This is a genomic window from Treponema putidum, from assembly GCF_024401155.1.
GTDB lineage: Bacteria > Spirochaetota > Spirochaetia > Treponematales > Treponemataceae > Treponema_B > Treponema_B putidum.
Window position 1 is genome coordinate 1,657,643 of record NZ_CP038804.1, and the last position, 26,638, is coordinate 1,684,280.

The window sequence follows — 26,638 nt, forward strand, 5'->3', positions numbered from 1 at the left end:
TTTTATTGACGGAATGATAAACAGTTCGGCATGGATTCTGTCGGGCTGTTTATCTTCGTATTATTGGAGGAGATATGTATTTAGATAAAACAGCGGCAATGGAGCTTGTAGATGGGGACATGGAAATATACATGAGCTTACTTGAAACCTTTATCGAAGCCTATGAAAAAGATGAGGCCGAAATGGATCGTTTAAAATTTATTTTAGATGCAAGTGCCGAAGCTGTTTTAAGCGATGAGACCTTGCGTGAAAATGTACGGAAAACGGCACACAAGATAAAGGGAAGTTCCTATACGGTCGGTGCAAACATCTTGGGCGACTCTGCAAAAAATATCGAAAAGTTTTTGGTTGAACCTTCAAATATTAAAACTCTTGCAAACATTGAATTGCTTGAAGGATTTCTTGCAAAGTTTAAAGAAAATTATGCTAATACTTTAAAAGAGATAAAAACGGTTATTGCATAAAAATTCCAGTTATAGGGAACTTCAGATTTTTAGAAGTTTTCTTTAAATTTATTCAAGTATTTTGTATTTTGGGAGCCGATCTTTCCCTTGTACAATCCATAAAAACGTGCTAAAATGCAAAACCTTAATTTTGCGGAGGATTGTTTTGGCTCAACCGGATTATTTGAACATTCTTAATGAAGAGCAGCTTGCAGCTGTTAAGCATCAAGGCTCTCCTCTTTTGATTCTTGCGGGCGCAGGCTCCGGAAAAACACGGGTTATTACAACTAAGATTGCATACCTTATTGCCGAACATAATATCGGACCTGAACGGATCCTTGCCGTAACCTTTACAAACAAGGCTGCCAAAGAAATGTCCGAAAGAGCGGCTCATCTGGATAAAAGAGCGGAGAGGGCAATGATCAGAACCTTTCATTCATTTGGAGCATGGATACTACGCATGTATGCGGAATGGGCAGGGCTCTCTCATAATTTTACAATCTATGATGATGACGACTCTCTTTCCCTTTTGACCCAAGCCTCCCCCACTCTTACAAAAAATGCTGCCCGCGGTATCATAAAAAAAATTTCGCGTGCAAAGGATTATTGCCTTCTTCCCGATGATCCGCTTTTACAGGAAGTCGATCCTAATCCCGAATTTGCAAAAATCTATGCCGAATATCAAAAGAGATTAAAAGAAACCGGAAACGTAGACTTCGGAGATCTCATCATGATTCCCGTTATGCTCTTAAAAGAAAACCCTCAAATAAGAACATCTCTTCAAAACCGGTTTTCCGTAATAATGGTCGATGAATATCAGGACTCGAACATAGCCCAATTTGAATTCTTAAAAGTCCTCACAGGAGAAAATACTTATATCTGCGTTGTAGGAGACGATGACCAATCAATCTACCGTTTCCGCGGTGCCGAAGTTCAAAACATATTAACCTTTGCCGATACTTTTAAAAACACAAAAATAATAAGGCTCGAAAAAAATTACCGCTCATACTCGGAAATTCTTGCAGTCGCAGATTCCGTTGTAAAAAAGAATACGGGCCGTCTCGGTAAGACCCTTGTTGCCGAAAGAGGAAAGGGTCAAAAACCTCATATTTATTTTTTGCCTAATCAGGAAACCGAGGCGGAACTTTGTGCCGGTCTTATATTGAAAGAGGTCGAAAACGGAGGAGCATATTCCGACTGGGCGGTCTTGTACAGAACCAACGCCCAATCATTAAATTTTGAAACCGATTTTTTACACAAAAAAATTCCATATCAGGTTATAGGAACCCTAAAATTTTATGAGCGGGAAGAAATAAAGGATGCGCTTGCCGTTCTTGCCCTTATCTCAAACGGAAGGGACGAGGTGGCTTTAAGGCGTATTATAAATAAACCTGCACGAGGCGTAGGAGAAATTACTCAAAAAAAATTAATTGATCTTTCAAGAGAACTTATGTTCTCTCAAAAAAACGATGAGCTCGGGCTTGAATCCAAGGATGATTATATATCGGCCATGTCTGCCCTTATAGATTCCGTCTCTCTCACAAAAAAGGGCAAAGAGGGTTTAAAGAATTTTTTAAACACCATAAAAGAATTGCGCGGTATAATAGAAGCCGGAGACATCTTTTTTAAAAAAGAAGAACCGAAGGGAGAAGGCTTAGCACCTTTTATCTATGAGGTTTTAAAACAATCCGGTTTTGCAGAATATTACGAATCAGCCGATTCAGCTTTAGGCACTCAAAAGACTGCTAACTTAAATGAACTTGCAAACACAGCATCGCTTTACGATTTTTCGGTAAATGGCTTAAACGAATTTTTAGAACACATCGAATTGGATAGGAGCCTTGCAGACTCCGAAGAAAAAAAAGATTCCGTAAATCTTATCACCATTCATAACACAAAGGGCTTGGAATTTAAAAACGTAATTATCACGGGCCTTGAAACGGGAGTTTTCCCCCGCGACAACGGAAACTTCGATGAGCTTGAAGAAGAAAGAAGACTTATGTATGTAGCCTGCACCCGTGCAAAGGATGCACTCTACATGACAAGCTGCTCCTCGCGACGCCTATACGGCAGCCTGACATTTACCCAGCCAAGCCGCTTTATCTTTGAAATAGATCAAGACCTGGTAAACATTTCCGAGTCTTCATCTTCTTATTCTACTTTTTCAGGGAGCTTCGGAAAACAAATACCTGCCGATTTTGGAACAAAAAAAGAAGAACACCCCCTCCTTTCCAAATGGAAAAAGGGAGAAAAAATTTATCATGATGATTACGGTTACGGAGCAATAATTAAGGCCTATGCTTCAAACGAAGAACTTGTAGTAAACGTACAATTTGAAACCGGCCTTATAAAACGGTTCATGCCCGAATACCAGTCAAACAATATGACAATAATAAAAGACTAACCCTACTTTTGCAGTCTGTACCATTCGGCATATTTGGAATTTAGGGCAATAAGTTCTTCGTGAGTTCCCGATTCCAATAATTTGCCGTCATCTATTACGTTTATTATATCGGCATTTTTTACTGTAGAAAGACGGTGTGCGATTATAAGTGTGGTGCGTCCCTTCTTTAAAACTTCGATACCTGCATTTATAAGTTTTTCGGTTTCGGTGTCAATGTTTGCCGTAGCCTCATCTAAGATTAGAATTTTTGGATCCCGTACCATGGCACGGGCAAAACAGATAATCTGCCTCTCTCCTTCCGAAAAGTTTTTTCCGTTTTCGCTCACTTCGGCATCCAGACCTTTTTCAGAGCGTCTTATAAGGTTCATACCGCCCACCGCCTTTAAAGCTTTTTCGCAAGATTCCTTATTTATAAAAGGATCGTTTAAACTTATGTTATCAAAAATTGTTCCGCTAAAAAGATACGGTTCCTGCAAAACCACTGCAATTTTAGAACGCAGAGTTTTTAATTCAAGAGAACGTATATCCTTTCCGTCAATTAAAACCTTCCCGCCGGAATTTTCATAAAAGCCTAAAATTAAATTCATAATCGTGGACTTTCCACAGCCGGTTTTTCCGACAAAGGCTACGGTCTTTCCGTCTTCCGCATTAAAATCAAGGCCCTTTAAAATGGGAATACCTTCCTTATATTCAAATTGAGTGTTTGAAAATTTTATATCTCCTATGGGAGAATGAGGAATACCGTTTGTTCTTTCATGTTCAAAATTGATTACCTCCGAAACTCTTCCTGCCGCAACAAAAGCGTTTTTGTAAATATTTATCTGCATAAATAATTTTAAAAAGACATCTGTTATTTCCTTGTTATAACTTATAGCGATTACAAGAGTACCGACAAGAAAATAAGCTCCCTGAAAATACAGATACCCGAATACTCCCAAGAGGGCGGCGTAAATTAGTGTCCTGATTCTTGCAATAATATTCCAAGAAAAAAGTCCTGAAAGTAAAACCATTTTCCGTTTTGAAGTATAGGCCGGAAGATTAAATTTATCGAATTCTTTTTCTATTTTTTCCTCTGCACAAAAAGCTTGCACGCTTTCAATAGAATTAATGCTTTCATTAAAAAATCCGCTTAACTCTCCGATTGAATTCCTATAATCGCGTGTCGGCTTGTCGGCTTTTTTTAAATAATACCAAGCAAGAAAATAAATAATCGGCAGGTAGGCAAAACTCGCTCCAAAAAGATATAGGCTCATAAAGGCCAAACGGATATATAAAACTATGCACAATAAAATTACACTAAATACCTCGCCTAAAACCGAGAAGTATAAATCTCCTACTGCATTTACATCGGAAGAAAAACGGCTCATTATATTTCCCGAAGTCATTTCATCAAAATGTTTCATCTTTAAATTTAAAAGATGACCGGCCATATCCATTTGAATATGCTCACAGGCAGTATTTGCAATTTTTCTAAAAAGCAATGTTTTTACATACATCGATAAGAAAAATAAAAAAGCAGTACCCAAAAACAAAAGAGCGTGTTTAATTAAAAAATCTTTTAAATCCGGCATATTTACAAGGTCGGCATTTATAACGCTTGCCGGAATTGTAGGAAGATAGGCTGAAGATGCAATAAAAATTCCTACTGCAACAAAGGCAGCAAAAACATAAGCCTTGCAGTATTTTAGGTACGAAAGAAAAAATCTGTAATTTACTTTGAATTTATTGGTCTTATCTTTCATCTTTTTTTCCTCCGTCAATTTGCAGGTCTGTATCTTCAGTTTGCATAAGTTCCGCAGAATGGCTGTGCTGGTACTCAAACTGCTCCGCATACCAGCCGTCTTCTTTTATAAGTTTTTCATGCGTTCCTTGTTGAATAATTTTACCGTCATCCAGCACAATTATTTTGTCCGCATGTTGAACAGCCGAAAGACGGTGTGCCGATATAATGCAGATATTAAATGAAGAAGATCTTTTTAGGTTTTCGATTATCTTAACTTCGGTGTCCGCATCGACGGCAGAAATGGCATCATCCAAAATTAAAACTTCCGGTTCTTTAAGAAGAGCACGGGCAAGGGCAATTCGCTGTCTTTGTCCTCCTGAAAGCATAACTCCCTTTTCTCCTATTTTTGTATCGATTCCGTTTGTAAGTTTTTCGATGTCGCTTTTTACATCAGCTGCTTCCAAAACCTTTAATATTTTTTCTTTTTCAATTTCCTTTTCATAAAAACACAAGTTTTCGCAAACGGTTCCCGATAAAAGTTGAGGACGCTGACTTACATAAGCGGTCTTATTTCTAAAAGAAAAAATATCGCAATTTTTTAAGGGAATATTATTTACGAATATATTTTCATTTTGAGGATACAGGCTGAAAAATTGTTTTATCAAACTTGTTTTACCCGAACCGGTTTTTCCGGTAATTCCTAAAATTTCTCCCTGTGAAATTTCAAAAGAAATATCCTGTAAAACTTTTTTTTTGGAATCGGAATACGCAAAGCTGAAATTTTTAAAAGAAATTTTTTCTATTCTTTCGATTTTCTCTTTGTTTTCCATGGGCAGAAATTCGTTGTTATCTTTTATAAGAGCATTTATTCTGTCGATAGCTGCATCTGCCGACTTTTGGATTTGTAAGTAAAAGCCGCTTGCCATTCCGCTCCATGCAATCATTCCGACAAAAACAAAAAACGAAACAAGATTGCCTGAAGTAATTTCTCCTATGCGAACAAGATAGCCTCCGTAGCAAAAGGCTATTATGATACAAAGATTTGTAATAAAGGCTGTACACGGCTGTAAAAAGGAAGTGATTTTAACTTGAGCATAAAGAACCGAAAAATACTTTTTAACAATGGAAGAAAGTTTTTTTAACCTGACTTGTTCATTAACGTAGCAGCGTATAAGTTTTATTCCTTCGGCAAGTTCCAAAATACCTTGATTAACTTTGGAAAATTCCGCATAGGTTTTACTCGTTTTATCTTTTATTACTTTACCCAAAGAAAAATAAATAAGAGTTATAAGCGGTATTGGAAGGACGACTGCAAGGGTCAGTTTCCATGAAATTAAAACCGACATCATAAAAATTGCAACTCCGGGATAAGCAAAGGAATCCATCAGCATTACAAAGCCGTTAGCAAAATAATTTTCTACGGAAGTAACATCATTTGAGGTGCGTGCTAAAATATCGCCTGAAGTATATTTTTTAAAAAACGGCGGAGTCTTTTTTAAAACCGAAGAAATTATTTTTTTTCTAAAAAGATAGGCCGCCCTGTTCCCGGAATTATGAATAAAAAACATAAACATTGAAGAAAAGAAATATCCCAAAAAAGTGAAAAAAATTATCTTTACAACATATGCAATAAGGGAACTTTGCGTCATAGTAGAATTTTTTAACTCATCTACGGCAAGACCTATGTAGTAACCCGGAACAACCGTCAAAAACTCATCCGAAAGCAAAAAAAATCCTCCGAACATTCTTTTAAGCCTGATAGATTTAAAAATATCCCCGGCATCCTTTTGTATCTTAAACATAACTACTTCAATGCCTCCTAAATATTGTAAACTTAATCTTACAAAATAGTATAATATATCGGAACCGATATTGTCAATAAGTACATAGAACGGACATAAGACGGAACGGATATCTTATCCCCTCTTTACACAATACAGTAAAAGTGTTAGGTTGTAAGCCGTAAAACTTAATATTTGTATGGAGGCATTATGGATTATCTTGAAAGATTTAAAAAATACATTTCGATGGACACTAAGTCCAACGAAGAAAATGAGTGCTGTCCCAGCACTCCCGGACAGCTTGAGCTGGGAAAATATCTTGTAAAAGAATTGACCGATATGGGCTTAAAGGCCGAACAGGATGAACACGGTTATGTTTATTCGTCAATCCCTTCCAACACCGATAAAAAGGTTCCCGCAATCGGTTTTATAGCCCACATGGACACGGCTCCCGATTTGGACGGTAAGTGCGTAAACCCGAAAGTCTTTGTGTACAAGGGCGGAGATATTAAACTCAACGATGAGTACACCATGACCGTCAAAGATTTTCCTTTCTTAAAAAACCTTGAAGGACAAGAGCTTGTTACAACCGACGGAACGACCCTCTTGGGTGCAGATGATAAGGCAGGCATTACAATCATCATGTGTGCCGTTCGATATCTTTTAGTTCATCCTGAAATTAAACACGGTGAAATAAAAATAGGCTTTACACCCGATGAGGAAATCGGAAGAGGGGCCGACCTTTTTGATGTAAAAAAATTCGGGGCGGACTTTGCATATACTGTGGACGGCGGTCCCTTGGGTGAACTCGAATACGAAAACTTTAATGCTGCAAGCGTAAAGATAGAAATTCGCGGAAAGAATGTGCACCCGGGTTCTGCAAAGAACACGATGATTAACTCTCTTTCTGCGGCCAGAGAATTGGAAAATATGCTTCCCGAAGAACAAAAACCGGAATACACCGAAGGTTATGAAGGCTTTATTCATTTAACTTCAATCGAAGGAAGCGTTGATTTTACAAAGATGTCTTACATTATCCGCGATCACTTTATGGAAAGTTTCCTTCACAAAAAAGAACTCATGAAGGCTGCGGTTGATTTTTTAAATAAAAAATACGGCAATATAATCAAAATGGAAATAAAAGATTCCTATTACAATATGAAAGAAAAAATCGAACCTCACATGGAAATAATTGAGCTTGCAAAAAAATCTATGATTGATATAGGTATTGAACCCAATATAGTACCGGTCAGGGGAGGAACTGACGGAGCCCGCCTTTCTTTTATGGGGCTTCCCTGTCCGAACCTTTTTGCAGGCGGTTATAATTTTCACGGCCGCTTCGAGCTCATCCCCACAAAATCAATCGAAAAGGGAATTGAACTTGTAGTAAAAATTGCAGAGAACAACGCCAAGTAGTTCTTTTGTTTAAAAGTTTTAACGGAATGTTTAGCGTGGCAGGAGAAAAAAACTCTTTTGATTTTTCCTGCCTCGTTAAATTTAAAAGCCTAATGCCTGATTCTGTTTCTTATCCTTGTCGAAGATATTTCCAAAATAATAGCCGTTCCGAAAATAAGATAGGATATAAAGCCGACTTCACTCATATTAAAGTTTAAAGAGCCTGCCATAAAAAGCTCGTAACCTATTCCGCCGGCTCCTGCAGCAGCTCCTACAGCAACCGCATTTCCGAAGTTAATTTCAAATCTAAAGAAGCTCCACGAGATTAGATTGTTTATCGAAGCCGGGAGAACTGCCTGACTTATAATTTCGATGTAGCTTGCCCCGCAGGCTTTTAAGGCCTCAATCGTTTTTTTGTCTATGCCGTCAAAGCTTTCCGAAAAGCCCTTTACGAGATAGGCTGTGCTGTGAAAGCTCATGCCTAGGACGGCAGCCTCGGCTCCTATGTTTGCAACTACCGAAAATATTAAAACCCAAATAATTGTCGGCACTGAGCGGATAAGGGACATTGCCGTTCTTATGATTTTTACAAGATACTTGTTTGAAAGATTTTCCGAGGCGGCTATCCCTAAAAAGAAAGCAAGCACCACTCCGAATACGGTGGTTAAAAGGGCAAGGCTTAAACTTACCAAAAGAGAAAAAAATATTTCCGCATAAGAATATTTTTGCGAGAGTTTTGGGAAAAAAAATAAATCCTTTGAGTATTCCGTAAATTGTAAAAAAGCTTTTTGAATTCCGTAGTCGGGCTTTTCCATTTGAAATAAACTTATAATTGTAAGGCCGGATAAAAAAACAAGAACAAATAAAATTAATACTCTTTGCTTTGAGAATCTTCTTATTTTTATTTTTTTAATTTTGTTTGCTTGCTCAATCATAAAAGAATCCGCCTTATTTTGTTTGAAAGAATATCGATGAGTAAAACTATGATTACAAGGCATAAAATAATTAAGCCCGCACTATTATAACGGAAACTTTTAAAATAAAGGTTAAATAAAAAACCAATTCCGGTTCCCGTTAGAATTCCTATTAGAGCGGAGTCCCTTACATTTGTTTCGACCGTGTATAAGAGCCACGAAACAAGGCCGGGTGCTATGCTTGGGAATACGGCATTAAACAGGGCCGGAAAATACGGAACGCCCGCAGCCCGTAGTGCCGTAAAAGATTCTTCGCTCGTTTCTTCTATCATCTCCTTAAAAGCTCTTACCAGATGACCCAAGGTAATTATAAAGAGGGCTAAAAAACCGGTAAAATTATTTTGCTTAAACGAAAATAATAAAAGCATTGCCCAAGCTACCAGCGGAATGTTTCTTAAAAACGAGGCTGTCATGGTAAGGATTATTTGAAAGGGCTTATTTATTCCTGTGGTTTGAGAACCGAGAAGGGCTAAGATAAGGGCAAAAAAAGCCGCTGCGGTAGTTGCCGAGGCCGCTATTACACAGGTTTCGCCTAAAGTTTTTATTATAATCGGAATATGTTTTAAACTTTCGTTGTCGGGTATAAAGTTTTTTATAAGCCACGCTATTGCAAGGGGAAATTTAAAAATTGCTTTAAGGTCTTTAAAGCTGGTTATATTTGATGCAAAATAATATATTAAAATAAGACTTAAAAGAATAATGATTGCCTTTAGTTTTTTTCTTGCAAAAAAAATTTGTTTTTTTTCCCAAGAGTATGAAGTTTCTTTTTTATGATAATGTCTTTTCTTTTTGTCCTCAGAGTAAATTTTTAAGTCGAACTTCATAGGACTTTTTCCCCGCTGTCCATAGAAACACTTGTAAAAATTTCTTTATGCAAGACTTCATCGTTTAGGGAATCCGGTCTTCCGTCAAAAACTATTTTTCCGTTATTGAGCGCGATGATTCTGTCGGCATATTTTTTTGCAGCTTCCATTTGGTGCAGACTTATAAGACAGGCAATGTTTTTATTTACTGCAAATTCTTTAATATAATTTAAAACCGTTTCTGCCGACTGAGGGTCAAGGGAGGCTATGGGCTCATCACATAATAAAAGCTTCGGATTTTGCATTAAGGCTCTTGCAATTCCTATTCTTTGTTTTTGGCCTCCGCTTAATTCGCTGCATCTTTGAAAAGCAAATTCTTCCATGCCCACGGTTTTTAAAAGAGCAAAGGCTTTTTCTTTTTCTTCTTCGGTATAAAGGCCTAGAGCTCCCCGGTAAGAAGGGATTGAGCCGAGGCAGCCGTGCAGAACATTTTCGACTGAATTAAGACGCTCGACCAGATTATAATTTTGAAAAATCATTCCTATCTTTGAGCGGTATTGCCTTAATTCTTTTCCTTTAAGCCTGTTTATTTTTTCTCCCAAAAAAATAATTTCTCCCTCATCCGGCTCAACCAAGCGGTTTATACATCGAAGCATGGTAGATTTTCCAGCTCCCGATAAACCTATTACTGCTGCAATTTCGCCTTCTTCTATTTTAAAAGAAATATTTTGTAAGGCCTTCCGTCCGGAAGGATAAGTTTTTGAAATATTTTTAAGTTCAAGAATCACAAGGCTAACCTTCGAGTTTTTCATAAGTCTTTATTTAATGACTTATGAAAAACATCGCAAATATAAAAAAGATTAGCACATTGTGGCATACATAACTGCTTTGATAGTATGCATGCGGTTTTCGGCTTCATCAAAAACAACTGATTTTTGAGATTCAAAAACTTCATTTGTAACTTCCATTTCGGGAAGACCGAATTTTTTGTGAATCTCCTGCCCCTTTGTTGTCTTTAAGTCATGGAACGAGGGGAGACAATGTAAGAAGATTGCATCCTTGTCCGCATTGTCCATAGCGGCCTTATTTACCTGATAGGGTTTTAAGAGTTTAATACGCTCTTCCCATACGCTGTCGGGTTCTCCCATTGATACCCAAATGTCGGTATAAAGAACATGAGCTCCCTTTGTGCCCTCGTTTACGTTTTCGGTTAAGGTTACGCTTGCTCCAGTTTCGGCTGCGATTTTCTTTGCTTCGGCCACCAAGTCTTCAGCAGGGAAAAGGTGCTTGGGCGAACATGCTGTAAAGTGCATTCCCATTTTTACGCAAGCTATCATGAGAGAGTTGGCCACGTTGTTTCGGGCATCTCCCATGTATGTAAATTTAAGCCCCTTCAAATAGCCGAATTTTTCTTCGATTGTAAGAAGGTCTGCGAGCATTTGAGTCGGGTGAAAGAGGTCGGTTAATCCGTTCCATACGGGAACGCCGGAATATTCGGCCAAGGTTTCTACGAGTTCTTGGCTGAAGCCTCTGTACTCGATACCGTCATACATTCTTCCTAAAACGCGGGCAGTGTCTTCAATAGATTCTTTATGTCCCATCTGTGAAGAGTTCGGATCAAGGTAGGTAACGCCCATTCCAAGGTCATAACCTGCAACTTCAAAAGAGCATCGTGTTCTTGTAGATGTTTTTTCAAAAAGAAGAACGATGTTTTTTCCTTCGAGGTATCTGTGAGGAATTCCAGCCCTTTTCATATCTTTAAAATTTTTTGAAAGGTTAAGTAAATACCGGATTTCATCTGTAGTAAAATCCAACAATTTTAGAAAACTTCTTCCGCGCAAATTTTTTGCGCTCTTTCCGCGAATTTCTTTAAGCATAGTTTTAACTCCTTAAACTGCTATTGATGAATGGGAACAATATATCAGCTTTTGTAAAAATAATCCAGTACCTAAAATACAATGCGGACACTTGACTATTCTGATAAAAAGCAATATCATAGCGGCAGTTTCTTATGAAAGATTTACGAAAAAGGACCTTTAATGTCTCAGGCCTCAGTTTTTTGGTTTATTCTCTTTCTTCAATTGCAATATCAATATGTCTGGTAAATATTAAAAGAGATTTAAATTTTTCGCTTACGGAAGCAGGTTTATTCGGAATGCTTTGTGCTATCGAGCAGATGATAATTCTTTTTATAAGCCCCATCTTTGCAGCCAAGTTCGGCAAGATAAAAGTTCTGCGAGCTTCTCTTTTGATATTAACAGCAGGGCTTTTTTTCTTTTCAAAAAGCATTAACTTTTTTACGGCACTTTTAAGCGCTCTTTGTATGGGACTGGGCGTTGCAAACATGGAAGCCCTGCTGACTCCCATAGTAAATGATTTATACCCGAACGATACGGGCGCAAAGATGAATATGATGCACGCCTTTTGGCCATTGGGAACTTGTTCCGGACTGATAGGTTTCGGCTATCTTCTTTCGATAGGAATAAACTGGAGATACATTTACATAGGCCTATCGATTTTTGCTCTCTTAATTTGCTTTTCCTATCTTTCATCAAAAAAAGTAAAACTTCCGCCCTCGGACGGAAGCAAAGCTGCCTTTAAAGAAATATTTTCCCTACCCTCTTTTTGGCTTTTCGGTCTATCCCTCTTTTTTGCAGGAGGAGCCGAAGGAGCTTTTGCCTTTTGGTCAGCTACCTTGATTCAACTTTATTTAAAGGCCTCTGCCTTTTATGCAGGAATTGTAACGGCGAGCTTTGCGCTCGGAATGTTTATCGGAAGGTCATTAAACAGCAAGGTCTTAAAAAAAGTTTCCATTCAAAAAGCGATAATAGTTTCTTCGATTGCTTCGTTTATAGTCAGCCTCTTATTTATTTTTGTAAACTCGCTTTTCGGCTTAGCAGTCTTTTTATTTTTTATGGGACTTTGCCTTGCCTGCCTTTGGCCGACAATCCAATCCTTTGCTGCAGCCATCCTTCCGGTAGACGCAACGGCCCTTATGATCTTTTTATCCTGCTTCGGAGTTCCCGGTTACAGCACTGCAAGTTTTATCATGGGAATAGTTGGAGATAAATACAATTTGTTCATTGCCTTTATTACGGTAGTTCCGGTATTTTTAATTTTAGTTCCGATTCTTTTTATCATGGGCTGTAAGCTGTCCGGCTCTCCTAAACTAAAAAAGGTAAAACAAAATGAATCTATTGGATAAAGATGAAATCGAAGAAGTATACCGCCGTTTCAAAAAGAATAATCCTAACCCGAAAGGAGAATTACATTCTGAAAATATTTTCACTCTTTTGGTCGCAGTGGTACTCTCAGCTCAAGCGACCGATGTAGGCGTAAACAAAGCAACAGGACCTTTCTTTAAGGCAGCCGACACGCCTCAAAAGATGATAGAGCTGGGTGAAGAAGGGATCCGCTCATACATCAAAACAATAAATTTATATCCGACAAAGGCTAAACGTATTTTTGAGTTAAGCCGAATAATTCAAAACGAGTATTCGGGAAAGGTTCCAGACACAATGGAAGAACTTATAAAACTTCCCGGTGTCGGACGTAAAACGGCAAACGTGGTTTTAAACATGGGTTTCGGGAAACCTGCAATCGCAGTAGATACTCACATCCTCAGAACCGCCCCGCGCATAGGTCTTTCATCCGGAAAGACCCCCATACAAGTTGAGGAGGATTTACTCAAGGTTACTCCAAAAAAATATTTATTAAATGCCCACCATTGGATTCTCCTCCACGGACGTTATATCTGCAAGGCCAGAAAGCCTGAATGTGAAACCTGCTTCTTATCGGATATCTGTATGAAGAATTTGTAGACCCGATTAAAAATACTGCCGAGTTTGTAAAACAAATTCTTTTTTTTATACTAAGGACTCTTCTTATAAATAAAGAAAGGTAAAACTATGTAACCGGCTTTTCCAAAATGGCAATTTAATTTGTAATTAAAGCTTTACTCCCTTGTAGGTTTTATTTTACTTTTGCTGCAACAGGGTTCCTAAATGTTCATGGCTTGTTTGAACTGCATCAAGAATCGTTGAGGTATCATGTAAAAAGTCATCGATCTTTTTTAATGATAAAAAACCTTCTCTTATGGTAATATCCTGTTCTTTTATTGAAGCGGTTATTTCGGCCAACGAAGAACCGGCTTCTTTAAGAGTTACAGAGTTCTCATCCAAATTAGACAATACGCCGTTAAATGACTTTCTGAATTTTGAAAAAAGTTCTATAAAACCTGTCATGCTGTTATTTATTTCACTAACCGATTTATTTAGCTCTTCCAGTTTTAATTCGATTTTTTTTGCAAAATCTCCTGTTTGAGTTGCAAGAGAGCGGACTTCATTGGCAATAATTCTAAAACCGTTTCCGACACTTCCGGCGCGGGCGGCTTCGATCGAAGCATTGATTGCAAGGATACCGGTCTTTACGGAAACATCCTTAATACCAGACAACATATCTTCAACTTCCGCAGTCCTATCCTTTAGCACCTCAAAAGCCGAAGCTGCATTTTCCGCACTTTCTGCAGAGGCTTCAATTTCGTCAACCCGCTCATGAACTTCTTCTTGGATTATATTTCTTTTTTTTAAAACATTGGAGAGCATTTCATCAACATAGTTGGCATTAGATGCAGAAGAACTGCTTTCCTTTTGGATTTCTTCAAAAACGGAAAGGATAGTTTCAAACTTTTCCTGCAAATTATCCATAGATTCTTCAATAATTTTAAATGAATGAGAGGTTACAAAATCAAGAATAACGCCTTTGTTATATTGTACAACAATTTTATCTACTAGATCGGAAAAGTTATCAATAGCATTTTGTTCATCTTTCATACTGATTCCCAAATTAAAATAAGTTTTCAATATAATCTATGCCGCATTTTAAACCTGAAAGCCAATTTAAAAAATTATTTACTTGTTCGTCTTTATATATTGCCCCGTGTTGTGGGGCTATAATTAGAGGGTTTAAACGGCGTACATTTTCTGCCCATTTGCTGACAATTTTATTGGAAGCCATATACCTGACATGAAATCCCTCAATCAAAGGAAGATGCTTTTCAAAATCTTCTACAAAGGTAGTTTCATTGTCATCATCAAAAACTGCGGCCCCTATATCTCCGGAAAACAAAATACGGGAGCGCTCATCGTATAAACCGAATTGCCCGGGAGAATGCATAAAGTGTGAAGGAATACACTTCATATTTGAACCTGAAAGAAGCGATATGTTCATCCCTTTATCCGGTATCGGAACCATTCTCGAAATATCTACGATACCGAAGTGAGGCATAAACCGTATCCAAAGCGAAGAAATATATATTTTAGCCTTTGTAATACCCAGCCATAAAGCTATGCCGGAAGAAACATCGGGGTCTTGATGTGAAAAGAAAATCGTGTCGATTTTATCTACGGAAATAAATCGGCTTACCGCAGTAACTACTCTGGAAAAAAGGTGGACTCCGCCCGGATCAAGAAGAACACCTCGCCCCCTATCTATAATAAGATACTGCATTGTTTGAACAGCACCCTTTCTTTGCTTGCTTTCCGAGCCCAGCCATATAAATTTATGATCTGAATCTTCATATAGAATAATTCCGTCAATATCGCTATGTTCACTCATTTTATACCTCTCCGTATTTTAAAGCTCAGTTTACAAATCCAAGTATATCAATAATTTACATGATATACAAGTATTAAAAAAACGAGAAATTTATTTTGCAGAAAATTTATTTTGTAATCAACAACCCTCCGCACGAATAAAAAAGATATTGACAAGTTTTGGTAATATTTACGAAAAAAAATTCTAAAAAATTTTTCATAAAATGATACCTTGCAAAAATCTAAAAAGTTTTATACTATAGACATATGAAAAAGACTATTTTAATTACCGGTGCTTCGGGCTCGATGGGCTCTGAAGTTTTAAAACAAATTGCCGAAACCGGAAAAAACAATATTACCGTAATCTTACGGGAAAAAAAAGCCAATATACGTTTAGCCGCATCTTTGCAAAAAAAATATCCTGATATAAAAATTATTTTCGGAGACTTATCAATCTTTGCAGACTGCGAAAGAGCCGTCGAAAATGCCGATTATATAATCCATTGTGCAGCGATAATCCCTCCCGTAATAGACCACAACCCCGATGCAGGTTATAAATCAAACTTTTTGGGAACCTTAAATTTAATAAATGCCGCAAAAAAATCGCCTCAAAAAGACGGAATAAAATTCATTCATATAGGAACGGTTGCCCAATACGGGAACAGAACATTTAAACACCCATGGATAAGAACAGGGGATCCTTTAATAGGCTCAGCCTTTGACTTTTACGGAGCGACAAAGATTATGGCCGAACGGGAGGTAATAGAATCGGGCTTAAACTATTGGGTTTCATTGAGGCAGTCGGGTGTTTTATACGATGATATTATGCTTAAAAACATGAATGACGGCCTTATGTTCCATACAGGCTGGAATACTCCCATAGAATGGGCGACAGCACGAACCTCAGGCCTCATGCTTAAAAACCTCATCGAAAAAGATGCAGACGGCACTCTACCCGAAGATTTTTGGAAGAGGGTTTATAACATAGGCAACGGAAAAGAAGCCCGTGTTACAGGGTATGAAACCCTCGACCGAGGCTTTAAACTTATGGGCAGATCGGCAAAGGAGATTTTTAAGCCCCGCTGGAATGCTGCGCGCAACTTTCATTGCGGCTGGTTCTATGATTCTCATGTGCTGAACGGCTATCTTGATTTTCAATATGAAGGCTTTGAGGACTTCTTTAAAAAACTCGATAAAAAGTTTTGGTATTTTAAGCTGGGAAAACCGTTCCCGCACCTTATAAGAAAATTTGCCATAGAACCTCTTTTAAAAACAAGCAATGCCCCTCTTTATTGGATTAAACATAATTTTGAAGGCAGAATAAGGGCCTTTTTCGGCTCGAAAGAAGACTTTGAAAAAATCCCTCAAAACTGGAAAGAATATAATCTTTTATCGGAAAACAAAAATCCGAAAACCGGAGAAGCTCTGAATTATTCCGAATTAAAAGACGAAAAAAAAGCTGCTACCCTTTTGCTAAAACACGGCTATGATGAATCCAAAAAAGAAAGCGAACTCGATATAAGCGATGCAAGAGAGGCTGCCCGTTTTAGGGGCGGAGACTGCTTGAGTGCCGAAATGAAAAAGGGAGACCTTTACACTCCTCTTGAGTGGAGCTGCGCCTATGGACACAAATTTAAAGCGAGCCCCTTCCTAGTTCTAAAAACAGGGCACTGGTGCCCCGAATGTGCATGTCCTCCATGGAATTTTGACGAGCAGGCAAAGAAGGCTCCTTTTTATGCCCAAATTTGGTATGACGATCACAGCCCCGATGAAAACAATTTTTATGATAAGGACTGCTTTAGGGATATTTTGGCCACTGCCAAATAGGCATCTTTAAAATTAAACCTCTTCAATAATCCATTCTCCGACGGTCTTTTCTTCCGGATCAAAGCTGACACCGATGAGCATTATCTTTTTATTTTCAGCCCTGTATTTTTCGGCATAGTTTTTTTCTTTTATTTGCTTTATGGCGGCTTCCGCATTCTCTTTTAGCTTAAACTCAAAAATATAAATCGTACTTTCCGTTTTTATCACTGCATCGGTTCTTCCGTTAGAAACAGGAGTTTCAAGTTCGATAAACTGTCCCAATAGAGCAAATACCAAGTATACGCAAATTTGAAAATTATGTTCCCTCAATACGATGCTTTCCCCGCTGTCTTTTTTTATGTTGTCATAGGGGAGAGCCGCCATTATAGATTTTAACCTCTGCATAAACTCTTCTATCCTGCCTGCAATTATATCCCTATAAAATTGAGCAATACAAAAGGGGCCGTCTGCATAAACTACATTACAATAGCTCGGAAAAAGATTATATAAAAAGCCGTATCTGACTTCATCATTCGGAAAGCCCAGCCTATAAAGCTGTAATAATTTATCGTAACCCTTTATTGTCAAATATCCCGCTTGGAACAATATAGGTATTTCGGAGCCCGCTCCTGCCCTATAATCCGACAAACCGGCAGAGGTCATCTCTACATTTCCGTCTAAGTTAGGGATATGGAAATCTTCTTTTTTTAACGCATTTACTAAAAAGGTGGGCGTTCCCGTTGCAAACCAATAATACTCAAATTGTTGCCCAAAAAAGACATTTAGCAAGCTAAAGGGATTGTACATTCTTTCAGTATCGGGAGAAAAGCAATAGCCGTCATATTTTTGTTTTAGGGTTTTGATGCACTCGTCATAGCTTAAGCCGTTAGCATCGGCTAGGGCTCTTATTTCAGGTTCAAAGGTCCTTAATAATTCTTTTTGGCTTATCCCGCAGATGCCTGAAAATTGAGGTAAGAGACTTATATCATTTAAGTTGTTTAAGTCGCTGAAAATACTTACCTTGCTGAATTTGGTAACACCGGTTAAAAAGGCAAACCTTATCGCTTCGTCGGCTGTTTTTATAACCCCGAAGAAGCCCTTTAGGATTGTTTTATAGGTTTCATTTAAAGCTTCATCTTTCCACATAGTATAAAGAAGGGGCTTATCATACTCATCGATGAGGATGACGGCCTGCCTTCCGGTTTTTTTGTATGCTCTGTTTATGATGCCGAAAAAGCGTTCTGCAACGGTGTTTTCGGAATTACTGTTGCCGTATATTTCTTCCCACCTGCAAAGATGATTATTTAAAATACTTTCCAAGTCTTCCCTTGTTTCATATTTTGCAAGATTAAAGTCTAAATATAGAACGGGATATGCCTGCCAGATTTCTCGTTTTCCCTTTTCGGCTTCTTCGAGGCTTTCTATTGCCAAGCCCTTGAAAAGTTCTTTTTGCCCTAAAAAGTAGGCTTCTAATGTCGAAAGGAAAAGGCTTTTTCCGAACCTGCGGGGGCGGCTTAAAAAATAAACACGCCCCGTCGAGGCTAATTTATAAACATATTCGGTTTTATCGGCATAGAGGTAATTATCATTATGAATTACTTTAAAACTTTGTACGCCTATAGGCAATTTTCTGCTAAAATCCATCATATTTATAGTCTAGCATAAGGGAGGTCAATTGTCAATTATTGTATTTTTTTGATATAATGTTTGCCTTATGGAAAATTCACAATTGATTGAGAGCTTTGAAGCTCTTTTTGCTGTAATTAAAAGATTAAGGGGTCCGGGAGGCTGTCCATGGGATATAGCTCAAGACCCTATGAGTATGAGGAGACCTCTTTTAGAAGAAGCCTACGAAGCAGCTGATGCAATAGAGGAACACCATAGCTTAGGCCAAAATGCCGAACATGTAAAAGAAGAACTCGGCGATATTCTTTTAAACGTACTTATGATTTCGTATATGTATGAACAAGAAGGGCTTTTTTCAACTGCCGATATTATGAAAAATCTTACCGAAAAGCTGATACGGCGGCACCCGCATGTCTTCGGCAAAACGGAAGGATATGAAGGGCCTGAAAGCGATAAAAAAGCCTCAACCCCCGAATCGGTTTTAAACCAGTGGGAAAACATAAAGGAAAAAATAGAAAGACCTAAGCCTGTATCAATTTTGGACTCCATCCCTAAAAATTTTCCACCGATGTTGAGAGCCTTAAAGATTTCAAAAAAAGCTGCAAAATCAGGCTTTGAGTGGACTGAAATCGGAGGCCTTATCGAAAAGATGGAAGAAGAGACGGCAGAATTTGCCGAAGCCGTTAAATCAGGTTCGGAATCTGCAATGGAAGACGAAATAGGAGATGTCTTCCTTGTTGCCGTCAACGCTGCCCGCTTTTTAAAGATAGACCCTGAAATGGCTTTAATGCATGCAAACAAAAAATTTGAAAGACGGTTCCGGTTTGTCGAGGCCGAAATGAAAAAAAACGGTCTTGAACTTTTACCTGAAAATTGGGAAAAGATGGAAGAATTTTGGAATAAGGCAAAACTTAAAGAAAAGACTAAAAATTAGCGGACATAAAAAAAGAGTTTTGCTTAAATGCAAAACTCTTTTTTTTCTTTAGTTTTTGGGTGAAATACCTACAAGCTCAACATCAAAAATCAAAACCGCATTCGAGGGAATTATAACAGTGCCTCCTTGAGCAATTCCCTGTTCCCCGTAAGCCAATGCAGGCGGAACGTAGAGCCTGTATTTTGCACCGGCACTCATCAACTGTAGGCCCTCTTTCCAGCCGGGGATAACCCTTGATAATTGAATCTTGACACTTGAACCGGTTGTATATGAATCATCAAAAACCGTGCCGTCAACAAGTTTCCCTGAATAGTTTACTTCAACTTCATCGTCTTCATTAGGATGTATATCATCTTTACCCTTCGAAAGAATTTCATACTGCAAACCCGATTCGGTAACAACAACACCCTCTTTAGCCTTATTTTTTCCCAAAAAAGCATTAGCTTCTTCAAGAGCCTTTGCTGCCTTTTCCATCTGCGCCATTTGAAAGGCCTTATTTAAAACCAGCTGAGCATCTTGAATTCCTTTTTCTTCAAAGTTTTTAGACATAGCATCTTTAAATCCCTTCACAATCTTATCGGGATTGATCTTTATACCGTCCTGTTTTACACTTTGGGCCACAAGAACGCCGAAGGCATAACCTACTTCATCCTCGGTTACCGAAACCTTTTTTTCAGAATCGGCAGAAGAGGCCTCGGAAGAAACTCCAGATTCCGTTTTTTTGTCCTTACAAGCCGCAAAAACAAAAAGCAAACAGACACAGCATAAAATAAGAGGTAAATTCTTAATAAATTTCATAAATAAATCCTTAATAAATGTATAAAATAATAGAAGTGAAAAGAATATCAATCTTTTAAAAAACAGTCAATAGCCGGACTTTTACATTCTCTCCCAAATGGGCTTTATGTTACGCCTTTTATAGTCGGCTTTTGTGTTAAAGGCTGAAACCATTATTGATATTCTTTTAGAAGAACTATCATATCCGCCTAAAAAAGCATAGACACCTATTTTTTCACCTTTTTTAACATCATTTTTTAAATTCTGAGCAATGCTGTTTTGGAATACCATAACCAGTTCGTATCCGTTTGGAAGTTTATTTGTAATAACACTCCCGAAAAAATTTTCAGGCATTTTAAACCAATATGTAAACATCCAAATTTCTTGTTCATATTTTTTATCTTTTTCAGCACTTGGATACTCATCCAATGTAACAGGGAGACCTATAAAGCTGTTAAATATGGTAAGGCCTCCATCTTCATTTTCTTTAGCAGCAGACTCTACAATTTTTATTAAATCATCAATAGATATCTCCTCATAGTTTTCATACTTAAAAGAATATGCAAAAACCGTAACAAATAAAAATAAGACAACTAGAAATTTCTTCATTTTTCCTCCATCGAAAAAACTATATTTCTCAAAATTTATATTATTTGGAGTTTATTTGATAAAAATAATTATGTCAAGGCCTTGCTAATCTTTTAAACTATACATAAATAGCTGGACTTTTATAAAAAATATGGTATAATTGAAAGGTACAATTTAACTTCAAGGAGAGTCTTATGGCTTCATTTAAAATAACTTTTCCTGACGGAACTCAAAAAGAATTCGTTCATCCTGTGTCGGCACGTGAGCTGATACAATACTTTCCTGCGTCCCAGTCTCCTATAGTAGGTATAAAGGTAAACAATTTGGCCGTTCCCCTAAACAAAGCTATTGATGTTCAGTCCAAAATAGAACCTGTAACCTTAACCGACCGTGAAGGCTCAAACTTTTATAGGAGAACTCTCTGCATGATTTTAGCTGCCGCCGCAAAGGAGCTTTATCCCGATTTAAGGCTTTTAATGGGACACAGCTTGGATTACGGTTATTATTATACTCTTGAAGGAAAAAAATCGGATAAGGCAGACTTTAAAGCTATTAAGGCAAAAATGGATGAAATGGTAGCTAAAGATATGCCTATTGATACACATTGGCTTTCTTACGAAGAAGCTTTGGAAAAATTTGAACGCTCGAACCAGCCCGATACCTACAGACTCTTAAACTACACAAGTAAGCCCCGTATTTTAATAAACCGTTTAGGCAATTATGAGGACTTATATTTTCAGCCCTTAATGGACCGTATAGGTGAAGTCAAGGTTTTTGATGTAATGCCATATCAAGACGGTTTTTTGCTCCGTTTTCCGAGAACATCATCCCCTACAAAACTTTCGGAATTTAATGACCTTCCACATCTTTTTGAAATTTATAAGGAATATAAACAGTGGGGAAAATTAGTCGGTGTTTCCTCCGTCGGCCAGCTAAACGATTTGATTACATCAAGAAAAATCAAAGACTACGTAGAAATTACCGAAATACTGCAAAACAATAAACTTGCAGAAATTGCAAAACAGGTAACGGCTAAAAAAACCGTAAGGGTTATCCTGATAGCAGGGCCTTCAAGCTCAGGCAAAACTACCTCGGCTAAAAAACTTTCAATGCAGCTTAAAGTTCTCGGTTATATACCCAAGGTTATAAGCCTGGACGATTTTTATCTGGGCATTGCTAAAGCACCTAAAAAAGAAGACGGCAGACCCGACTTTGAATGCGTCGAAGCCTTAGATATTGAACTTTTAAACGATGTACTCATCCGCCTCTTTAAAGGTGAAACGGTCGAAATGCCTTCATACGATTTTAAGACAAGTGCCCGTAGACCAGAAGGTAAGATGTTCACTCCTGAAAAAAACACCATCTTTATACTGGAAGGAATACATGCTCTAAACGATAAGCTCACGGCAAAAATAGATGGAGCCTTAAAGTTTAAGGTTTATCTTTCGGCCTTAACTCAGCTTAACTTAGATGACCACAACCGCATTCCTACCTCGGATAACAGACTTATAAGGCGCATTGTTCGGGATGCCCAGTTTAGAGGAAGTCCCGCAGCAAAAACAATAGGAATGTGGGGCGACGTAAGAAGCGGAGAATCAAAATATATTTTCCCTTTTCAAGGAAATGCCGATGCAGCCTTTAACACAGCCCTCGACTATGAACTTGCAGTACTTAAAGTTTATGCAGAGCCTCTTTTAAAAGCAGTAAAACCGAATCAAAAAGAATACAACGAGGCATCAAGGCTATTAACCTTTTTAAGTAACTTTTTACCCCTGCCGGCCAGCTTTGTGCACGGACAGTCCATATTGCGGGAATTCATTGGAGACAGCGCCTTTTCGTATAATTAAGATTAGGTCTAATAGGACTTATTAAAAACCAGCTATAGAATATTTTAGCTGTCGATAACCTTAAAATTCTCCCCGATTGACAAAAGCTGCTTTAATGCTTATCTTCATATCCATGGCAAAAAAAGAAGCGGATAAAAAAACATCGGCATCAAGGGCGAAAAAAAATACGGAAAAAAAAGCAAGTCCTAAAAGAGTGCCGAAAGGACTATCTAAAAGGAGAAGATCAAAAAAGAAAAAAATTAACTATACCGGAGCTATAGCCGGTTTTTTGGCTGTTTGTGTAATAATGTTCGCCGTTTTTTTATTTATCATTCCTTCCGTAAAAAACAAGGATGATGCAGCCGAAAAAACACAGATTGCCAAAGAAGAACTAAATAAGCAAAAAGAGGAATCCGGTAAATCCGTACCGGAGCCAAAACCTAAACAAGAGGAAAAGGCCATTACCGGCAATAAGAAAAAAAACGCCGATAAAACTGCCGATAGGCCTAAAGAAGCTGAAAAACATTCTTCAAAAGATAAACTTAAAGAAACCGAAACGCAGGCCGCAAAAAATCAGCCTAAGGAAACCGAAAAGCCGGACAAAGAAAACAAGGCAATAAAGCCTGAAAGTCCTGTAACTACGGATAAACATAAACCTCAAGAAAAAGAAACGGAAGCCTCGTCCTATCCCATTCAGGACTTGCCTGAACTTCCTTCAAAGGGAAAGCTGATTTTTGTATTTGACGATGCGGGTCATAACTTGGAACAATTGCAGTATTTTTTGGATTTACCCTTTCCCTGTACCATAGCCGTTTTGCCTAAACTGCCTAACTCAAGGGAAACGGCAAAAAGAATAAGAGCTGCAGGAAAAGAAGTTATACTTCATCAGCCGATGCAGGCCGTAAACCCGAATATAGATCCGGGAGAGGGAGCCGTTAGACCCGGCATGAACAGCGAAGAGATAAAAAAAGTCGTATCTTCAAATGTTGAAGAAATCGGTCCCATAGCCGGAATGAATAATCATGAAGGCTCTCTTATAACATCGGACGAGGAAGCTATGGAAGCAGTTCTTGAACTGTGCAAAGAAAAAAATATATACTTTCTTGATTCCCGCACCAGTTCAAAAAGCGTTGTCCCTCAAGCTGCAAAAAAACTGAATATGAACATTTGGGAAAGAGCGGTCTTTATCGACAATAAAAAAGATAAGGCCTATATGAAAAAACAAATTATAGAAGGCTTGGAAATCGCTTCGCAAAGAGGAGAAGCAATTATGATAGGCCACGTGTTTACCGTAGATCTTGCAATTCTTCTAAAAGAAATGTACTCCGATTTAACTCAAGAAGGATATACATTTTCTACAATTTCAAAATTAAAAGGAAAATAAAATGAAAATATTAGGAATAGAAAGTTCTTGCGATGAAACTGCGGCGGCAGTCGTCGAGGACGGAAATAAAATTTTAAGCAATATTGTTGCAACGCAAATTCCTTTTCACAAAATGTATAACGGCGTCGTTCCCGAAATAGCAAGCCGCAAACATACCGAATGGATTTTGCCGGTAGTTAAACAGGCCTTAGCCGAGGCCGATTTGAGCCTTGAAGAAATAGACGGCATCGCCGCCACAGGAAGACCGGGACTCATGGGCTCCCTTTTAGTGGGACTCACCTTTGCAAAAACTCTTGCATGGTCTTCAAATAAACCCTTTATTGCCGTAAATCACATGCTGGGACATCTATATGCAAGCCATCTGGAAAATGATATTCCCTATCCATATCTTGGGCTTTTAGTTTCAGGCGGGCACTCGATTATCTGCAAGGTAAATAACTTTGACGACATCGAAGTCCTCGGCACAACAATCGACGATGCTCCGGGAGAAGCCTTTGACAAGGTTGCAAAGTTTTATAATCTGGGATATCCGGGAGGAGCCGTAATCGACAAACTCGCCAAAAACGGAAATCCAAAGGCGGCTAACTTCCCCATGCCCATAATCCACAAGGAAGGGCACAAGTACGATGTTTCTTATTCGGGATTAAAAACCGCTGTCATAAACCAGATAGACCGGTTTTGGAATAAGGATTTTGAAAAAACACCTGAAAACATTGCAGCCTCTTTTCAAATAAGGGCGGTAAAAATTTTGCTTAGGCCCCTTTTGGATGCTTCGATAGATACGGGCTTAAAAACGATAGTAGCAGGAGGAGGAGTTGCGGCCAATTCTTTGTTGAGGGAAAAACTTGCAGAGCACAAGGAATTAAAGTGCATCTTCCCCTCGCTTAAATTCTGTACGGATAATGCGGCGATGATTGCAGGCCTCGGTTATCATTACCTAAAACGCGGAGACAGAACGCCCTTTACCGTCGAAGCCTCCGCCCGAGTTGAAGGCTTCAGCAAAAAAGGCAGGCAATAGGTAATTTATAAACATCCTATTAGATTTTTATAAATTACCGACGAGTTTTTCATAAGTATTTCAATACTTATGAAAAACATCGCAAAGTTAATAGTAAGGAAAATATTATGGATACGATGGAAAAATTTTATTCGGATGCGAGCCGGCTTGTAGAAAAGGCGCATGCAAGCCAACTTGCAGAAAAACTAAATAAGGACGGAGACACAGCAGCTTTTGACGCCCGCCTGACGGAAATCTTTTGTAAAGCGGTTTCGCTTTACGATAAGCAGGCTCAAGTTTTGGCAAACGATTTTGCCGACTATTGGCTTTCGGCCTATTCGGCCGGCAGACAAAAAAAAGAAGATGCTATTGAATGGTTCTATCAAATATTTTCTCTTATTGCAGGCAATTTTGAAGATGACATGGACTTTCCGCAAGAAGATTGGGAGCAGATAAATTTAATTATTTCTTCCGAGGCTGAAACTTTGGATATGAATCTTTTAAACTCGATAATGACGGTGATTGTCGAGCGCAAAAAAATATAAGAAAATCAGTAAAAAAACAGCCCAATGGACGCCTAATAAATGCTTTCTTTTGAAGATTTTAGTTTTAAAGAATACGACTCATGCACTCTCTGCCCTAAAAATTGCAAGGTAAACCGCAATAAGGGCGAAAAAGGCTTTTGCCGAGAAACAAGGGATTTGCGCCTTGCATGGGCAGGCCTCCACTTCGGGGAAGAGCCGCCAATCACGGGAGCCGGAGGCTCGGGCACAATCTTTGTTACGGGCTGCAACCTTCGCTGTTCCTTTTGCCAAAACTATCAGATATCCCAAGAAGGCATGGGAAGGATTGTAAGCCTTGAAGAATTCGTAAAATTGTGTTTTGTTCTCGAAAAAGAAGGGGCCGAAAACATAAACATAGTTACAGGCAGCCATGCAATCCCAGCAATAGCCCTCGGCCTAAAAGAAGCAAAAGACCGAGGCTTAAAAATTCCTGTTGTCTGGAATTCTTCTGCCTATGAAGCCGAAGAAGCTATAAGCCTCCTTTCGGACTGTGTTGACGGCTGGCTTCCCGACTTAAAAACCTTAAACCCGCAAATTTCTTCTCAAGTTTTTTACGCACCCGATTATCCCGAAACGGCAACAAGGGCAATCCTAAAAATGGCCGGCCTTTCTCCCTTAAAAATCGGCACGGAAAACAAAGAAAAATATCCTTTAGGAAAACTTTACTCAGGCGTCATAGTCCGCCACCTTGCCCTCCCCTCCCGCATTGCGGACTCGAAGGCCGTCCTAAGATGGTTTGCAAAAAACTTAAGAGGCAGGGCTCTTATTTCGGTGATGACCCAATACACTCCGGTTAAAAGAACGGCCGGCATAAAAAACTATTCTCTCTTTGAAAACCGAATGTTAAGCCTAAAGGAAGACGAAACCTTAAAAGACCTCCTTTCAAGCTTAAAAATAGATGAAGGCTTTTACCAAGAGCTTGCCGCCTCCGATGACTGGCTCCCCGATTTTAACCGCGTACAAACCTTTTCATCGGAACTTTCAAAACCTTTGTGGCATTGGAAGTTAAACTAAACTTAC

At 38.5% G+C, this 26,638-nt stretch carries 23 protein-coding genes; 12 read left to right on the forward strand and 11 right to left on the reverse strand.

Features of this window, described 5'->3' with window-relative positions:
- The first annotated feature begins 74 nt into the window (after positions 1–74).
- Both E4N74_RS07740 and E4N74_RS07745 read left to right on the forward strand, forming a co-directional pair.
- Positions 75–464: an Hpt domain-containing protein gene (locus E4N74_RS07740; RefSeq protein WP_044979648.1), complete on the forward strand. Its 390-nt coding sequence runs from the start codon at positions 75–77 to the stop codon at positions 462–464.
- Between the two features lie 145 nt (positions 465–609).
- A complete protein-coding gene (locus E4N74_RS07745) occupies positions 610–2,847 on the forward strand; it encodes an ATP-dependent helicase (protein WP_255804856.1) in 2,238 nt (745 codons plus the stop codon).
- Between the two features lie 2 nt (positions 2,848–2,849).
- On the opposite strand, the gene E4N74_RS07750 is transcribed toward E4N74_RS07745, so the two are convergent.
- Together E4N74_RS07750 and E4N74_RS07755 are read right to left on the reverse strand one after the other, a co-directional pair.
- Positions 2,850–4,589: an ABC transporter ATP-binding protein gene (locus E4N74_RS07750; RefSeq protein WP_255817164.1), complete on the reverse strand. Its 1,740-nt coding sequence runs from the start codon at positions 4,587–4,589 to the stop codon at positions 2,850–2,852.
- Positions 4,579–6,372 (reverse strand): ABC transporter ATP-binding protein, encoded by a 1,794-nt coding sequence (locus E4N74_RS07755; RefSeq protein WP_255817165.1) that lies wholly within the window; start codon positions 6,370–6,372, stop codon positions 4,579–4,581. The genes E4N74_RS07750 and E4N74_RS07755 overlap by 11 nt, the downstream gene beginning before the upstream one ends.
- 189 nt (positions 6,373–6,561) lie before the next feature.
- Between E4N74_RS07755 and pepT the strand changes: the two genes are divergently transcribed.
- The gene (pepT, locus tag E4N74_RS07760; RefSeq protein ID WP_255817166.1) at positions 6,562–7,767 is read left to right on the forward strand and encodes a peptidase T; all 1,206 of its coding nucleotides are present in this window, start codon (positions 6,562–6,564) and stop codon (positions 7,765–7,767) included.
- Between the two features lie 89 nt (positions 7,768–7,856).
- Here pepT and E4N74_RS07765 read toward each other — a convergent pair whose 3' ends face one another.
- The 4 genes from E4N74_RS07765 to argF all read right to left on the reverse strand — a co-directional run bounded on the left by E4N74_RS07765 (position 7,857) and on the right by argF (position 11,400).
- Positions 7,857–8,681 (reverse strand): PhnE/PtxC family ABC transporter permease, encoded by an 825-nt coding sequence (locus tag E4N74_RS07765; protein WP_253701882.1) that lies wholly within the window; start codon positions 8,679–8,681, stop codon positions 7,857–7,859.
- A complete protein-coding gene (locus E4N74_RS07770; RefSeq protein WP_255817167.1) occupies positions 8,678–9,544 on the reverse strand; it encodes an ABC transporter permease subunit in 867 nt (288 codons plus the stop codon). The genes E4N74_RS07765 and E4N74_RS07770 overlap by 4 nt, the downstream gene beginning before the upstream one ends.
- Positions 9,541–10,311: a phosphonate ABC transporter ATP-binding protein gene (phnC, locus tag E4N74_RS07775; RefSeq protein ID WP_145475336.1), complete on the reverse strand. Its 771-nt coding sequence runs from the start codon at positions 10,309–10,311 to the stop codon at positions 9,541–9,543. The genes E4N74_RS07770 and phnC overlap by 4 nt, the downstream gene beginning before the upstream one ends.
- 72 nt (positions 10,312–10,383) lie before the next feature.
- Entirely contained in the window at positions 10,384–11,400 is a 1,017-nt protein-coding gene (gene argF / locus E4N74_RS07780) for an ornithine carbamoyltransferase (RefSeq protein ID WP_255804860.1), read from the reverse strand.
- 134 nt (positions 11,401–11,534) lie between these two features.
- On the opposite strand from argF, the gene E4N74_RS07785 reads away from it, so the two are divergent.
- Positions 11,535–12,728, forward strand: a complete 1,194-nt coding sequence (locus E4N74_RS07785) for an MFS transporter (RefSeq protein ID WP_255804861.1) — start codon at positions 11,535–11,537, stop codon at positions 12,726–12,728.
- A complete protein-coding gene (gene nth, locus E4N74_RS07790) occupies positions 12,712–13,344 on the forward strand; it encodes an endonuclease III (protein ID WP_044977435.1) in 633 nt (210 codons plus the stop codon). Before E4N74_RS07785 ends, nth begins: the two co-directional genes overlap by 17 nt.
- 156 nt (positions 13,345–13,500) lie before the next feature.
- On the opposite strand, the gene E4N74_RS07795 is transcribed toward nth, so the two are convergent.
- Positions 13,501–14,355 (reverse strand): methyl-accepting chemotaxis protein, encoded by an 855-nt coding sequence (locus E4N74_RS07795; protein ID WP_255817168.1) that lies wholly within the window; start codon positions 14,353–14,355, stop codon positions 13,501–13,503.
- Positions 14,356–14,368: 13 nt separating this feature from the next.
- The gene (locus tag E4N74_RS07800; protein ID WP_255817169.1) at positions 14,369–15,139 is read right to left on the reverse strand and encodes an oxygen-binding di-iron domain-containing protein; all 771 of its coding nucleotides are present in this window, start codon (positions 15,137–15,139) and stop codon (positions 14,369–14,371) included.
- A 245-nt stretch (positions 15,140–15,384) separates the two neighbouring features.
- Here E4N74_RS07800 and E4N74_RS07805 point away from each other — a divergent pair, with 245 nt between their 5' ends.
- Complete coding sequence (locus tag E4N74_RS07805; protein ID WP_255804863.1) at positions 15,385–16,944, forward strand: NAD-dependent epimerase/dehydratase family protein; 1,560 nt, start codon at positions 15,385–15,387, stop codon at positions 16,942–16,944.
- Positions 16,945–16,956: 12 nt separating this feature from the next.
- Here the strand turns inward: E4N74_RS07805 and E4N74_RS07810 are convergent, their stop codons facing one another.
- Positions 16,957–18,567: an ATP-binding protein gene (locus E4N74_RS07810; protein WP_255819327.1), complete on the reverse strand. Its 1,611-nt coding sequence runs from the start codon at positions 18,565–18,567 to the stop codon at positions 16,957–16,959.
- A 70-nt stretch (positions 18,568–18,637) separates the two neighbouring features.
- Here E4N74_RS07810 and mazG point away from each other — a divergent pair, with 70 nt between their 5' ends.
- Positions 18,638–19,483, forward strand: a complete 846-nt coding sequence (gene mazG, locus E4N74_RS07815) for a nucleoside triphosphate pyrophosphohydrolase (RefSeq protein ID WP_044977439.1) — start codon at positions 18,638–18,640, stop codon at positions 19,481–19,483.
- A gap of 48 nt (positions 19,484–19,531) precedes the next feature.
- On the opposite strand, the gene E4N74_RS07820 is transcribed toward mazG, so the two are convergent.
- Both E4N74_RS07820 and E4N74_RS07825 read right to left on the reverse strand, forming a co-directional pair.
- A complete protein-coding gene (locus E4N74_RS07820) occupies positions 19,532–20,281 on the reverse strand; it encodes an FKBP-type peptidyl-prolyl cis-trans isomerase (protein WP_255817170.1) in 750 nt (249 codons plus the stop codon).
- 81 nt (positions 20,282–20,362) lie between these two features.
- Positions 20,363–20,869: a hypothetical protein gene (locus E4N74_RS07825; protein ID WP_044977443.1), complete on the reverse strand. Its 507-nt coding sequence runs from the start codon at positions 20,867–20,869 to the stop codon at positions 20,363–20,365.
- Between the two features lie 173 nt (positions 20,870–21,042).
- Here E4N74_RS07825 and E4N74_RS07830 point away from each other — a divergent pair, with 173 nt between their 5' ends.
- The 5 genes from E4N74_RS07830 to E4N74_RS07850 all read left to right on the forward strand — a co-directional run bounded on the left by E4N74_RS07830 (position 21,043) and on the right by E4N74_RS07850 (position 26,632).
- On the forward strand, positions 21,043–22,695 hold the full coding sequence (locus E4N74_RS07830) for a nucleoside kinase (RefSeq protein WP_255804866.1): 1,653 nt from the start codon (positions 21,043–21,045) through the stop codon (positions 22,693–22,695).
- 112 nt (positions 22,696–22,807) lie between these two features.
- The gene (locus E4N74_RS07835) at positions 22,808–24,058 is read left to right on the forward strand and encodes a divergent polysaccharide deacetylase family protein (protein ID WP_255817171.1); all 1,251 of its coding nucleotides are present in this window, start codon (positions 22,808–22,810) and stop codon (positions 24,056–24,058) included.
- Between the two features lies 1 nt (position 24,059).
- Positions 24,060–25,076 carry a tRNA (adenosine(37)-N6)-threonylcarbamoyltransferase complex transferase subunit TsaD gene (tsaD, locus tag E4N74_RS07840; RefSeq protein ID WP_255817172.1) on the forward strand — a complete coding sequence of 339 codons (1,017 nt, stop codon included), beginning with the start codon at positions 24,060–24,062 and terminating at the stop codon, positions 25,074–25,076.
- A 107-nt stretch (positions 25,077–25,183) separates the two neighbouring features.
- Positions 25,184–25,600: a hypothetical protein gene (locus E4N74_RS07845; RefSeq protein ID WP_255817173.1), complete on the forward strand. Its 417-nt coding sequence runs from the start codon at positions 25,184–25,186 to the stop codon at positions 25,598–25,600.
- 39 nt (positions 25,601–25,639) lie between these two features.
- Entirely contained in the window at positions 25,640–26,632 is a 993-nt protein-coding gene (locus E4N74_RS07850) for a radical SAM protein (protein ID WP_255804870.1), read from the forward strand.
- The last annotated feature ends 6 nt before the right edge of the window (positions 26,633–26,638 follow it).

Coding starts and splice junctions, on each gene's coding strand:
- E4N74_RS07830 (WP_255804866.1), top strand. CDS start 21,043: ATGGCTTCATTTAAAATAACTTTTCCTGACGGAACTCAAAAAGAATTC.
- E4N74_RS07755 (WP_255817165.1), bottom strand. CDS start 6,372: ATGTTTAAGATACAAAAGGATGCCGGGGATATTTTTAAATCTATCAGG.
- E4N74_RS07740 (WP_044979648.1), top strand. CDS start 75: ATGTATTTAGATAAAACAGCGGCAATGGAGCTTGTAGATGGGGACATG.
- E4N74_RS07800 (WP_255817169.1), bottom strand. CDS start 15,139: ATGAGTGAACATAGCGATATTGACGGAATTATTCTATATGAAGATTCA.
- E4N74_RS07845 (WP_255817173.1), top strand. CDS start 25,184: ATGGATACGATGGAAAAATTTTATTCGGATGCGAGCCGGCTTGTAGAA.
- E4N74_RS07835 (WP_255817171.1), top strand. CDS start 22,808: ATGGCAAAAAAAGAAGCGGATAAAAAAACATCGGCATCAAGGGCGAAA.
- argF (WP_255804860.1), bottom strand. CDS start 11,400: ATGCTTAAAGAAATTCGCGGAAAGAGCGCAAAAAATTTGCGCGGAAGA.
- nth (WP_044977435.1), top strand. CDS start 12,712: ATGAATCTATTGGATAAAGATGAAATCGAAGAAGTATACCGCCGTTTC.
- E4N74_RS07810 (WP_255819327.1), bottom strand. CDS start 18,567: ATGGATTTTAGCAGAAAATTGCCTATAGGCGTACAAAGTTTTAAAGTA.
- E4N74_RS07765 (WP_253701882.1), bottom strand. CDS start 8,681: ATGATTGAGCAAGCAAACAAAATTAAAAAAATAAAAATAAGAAGATTC.
- E4N74_RS07850 (WP_255804870.1), top strand. CDS start 25,640: ATGCTTTCTTTTGAAGATTTTAGTTTTAAAGAATACGACTCATGCACT.
- E4N74_RS07820 (WP_255817170.1), bottom strand. CDS start 20,281: ATGAAATTTATTAAGAATTTACCTCTTATTTTATGCTGTGTCTGTTTG.
- pepT (WP_255817166.1), top strand. CDS start 6,562: ATGGATTATCTTGAAAGATTTAAAAAATACATTTCGATGGACACTAAG.
- E4N74_RS07770 (WP_255817167.1), bottom strand. CDS start 9,544: ATGAAGTTCGACTTAAAAATTTACTCTGAGGACAAAAAGAAAAGACAT.
- E4N74_RS07825 (WP_044977443.1), bottom strand. CDS start 20,869: ATGAAGAAATTTCTAGTTGTCTTATTTTTATTTGTTACGGTTTTTGCA.
- E4N74_RS07805 (WP_255804863.1), top strand. CDS start 15,385: ATGAAAAAGACTATTTTAATTACCGGTGCTTCGGGCTCGATGGGCTCT.
- E4N74_RS07750 (WP_255817164.1), bottom strand. CDS start 4,589: ATGAAAGATAAGACCAATAAATTCAAAGTAAATTACAGATTTTTTCTT.
- E4N74_RS07785 (WP_255804861.1), top strand. CDS start 11,535: ATGAAAGATTTACGAAAAAGGACCTTTAATGTCTCAGGCCTCAGTTTT.
- E4N74_RS07795 (WP_255817168.1), bottom strand. CDS start 14,355: ATGAAAGATGAACAAAATGCTATTGATAACTTTTCCGATCTAGTAGAT.
- tsaD (WP_255817172.1), top strand. CDS start 24,060: ATGAAAATATTAGGAATAGAAAGTTCTTGCGATGAAACTGCGGCGGCA.
- mazG (WP_044977439.1), top strand. CDS start 18,638: ATGGAAAATTCACAATTGATTGAGAGCTTTGAAGCTCTTTTTGCTGTA.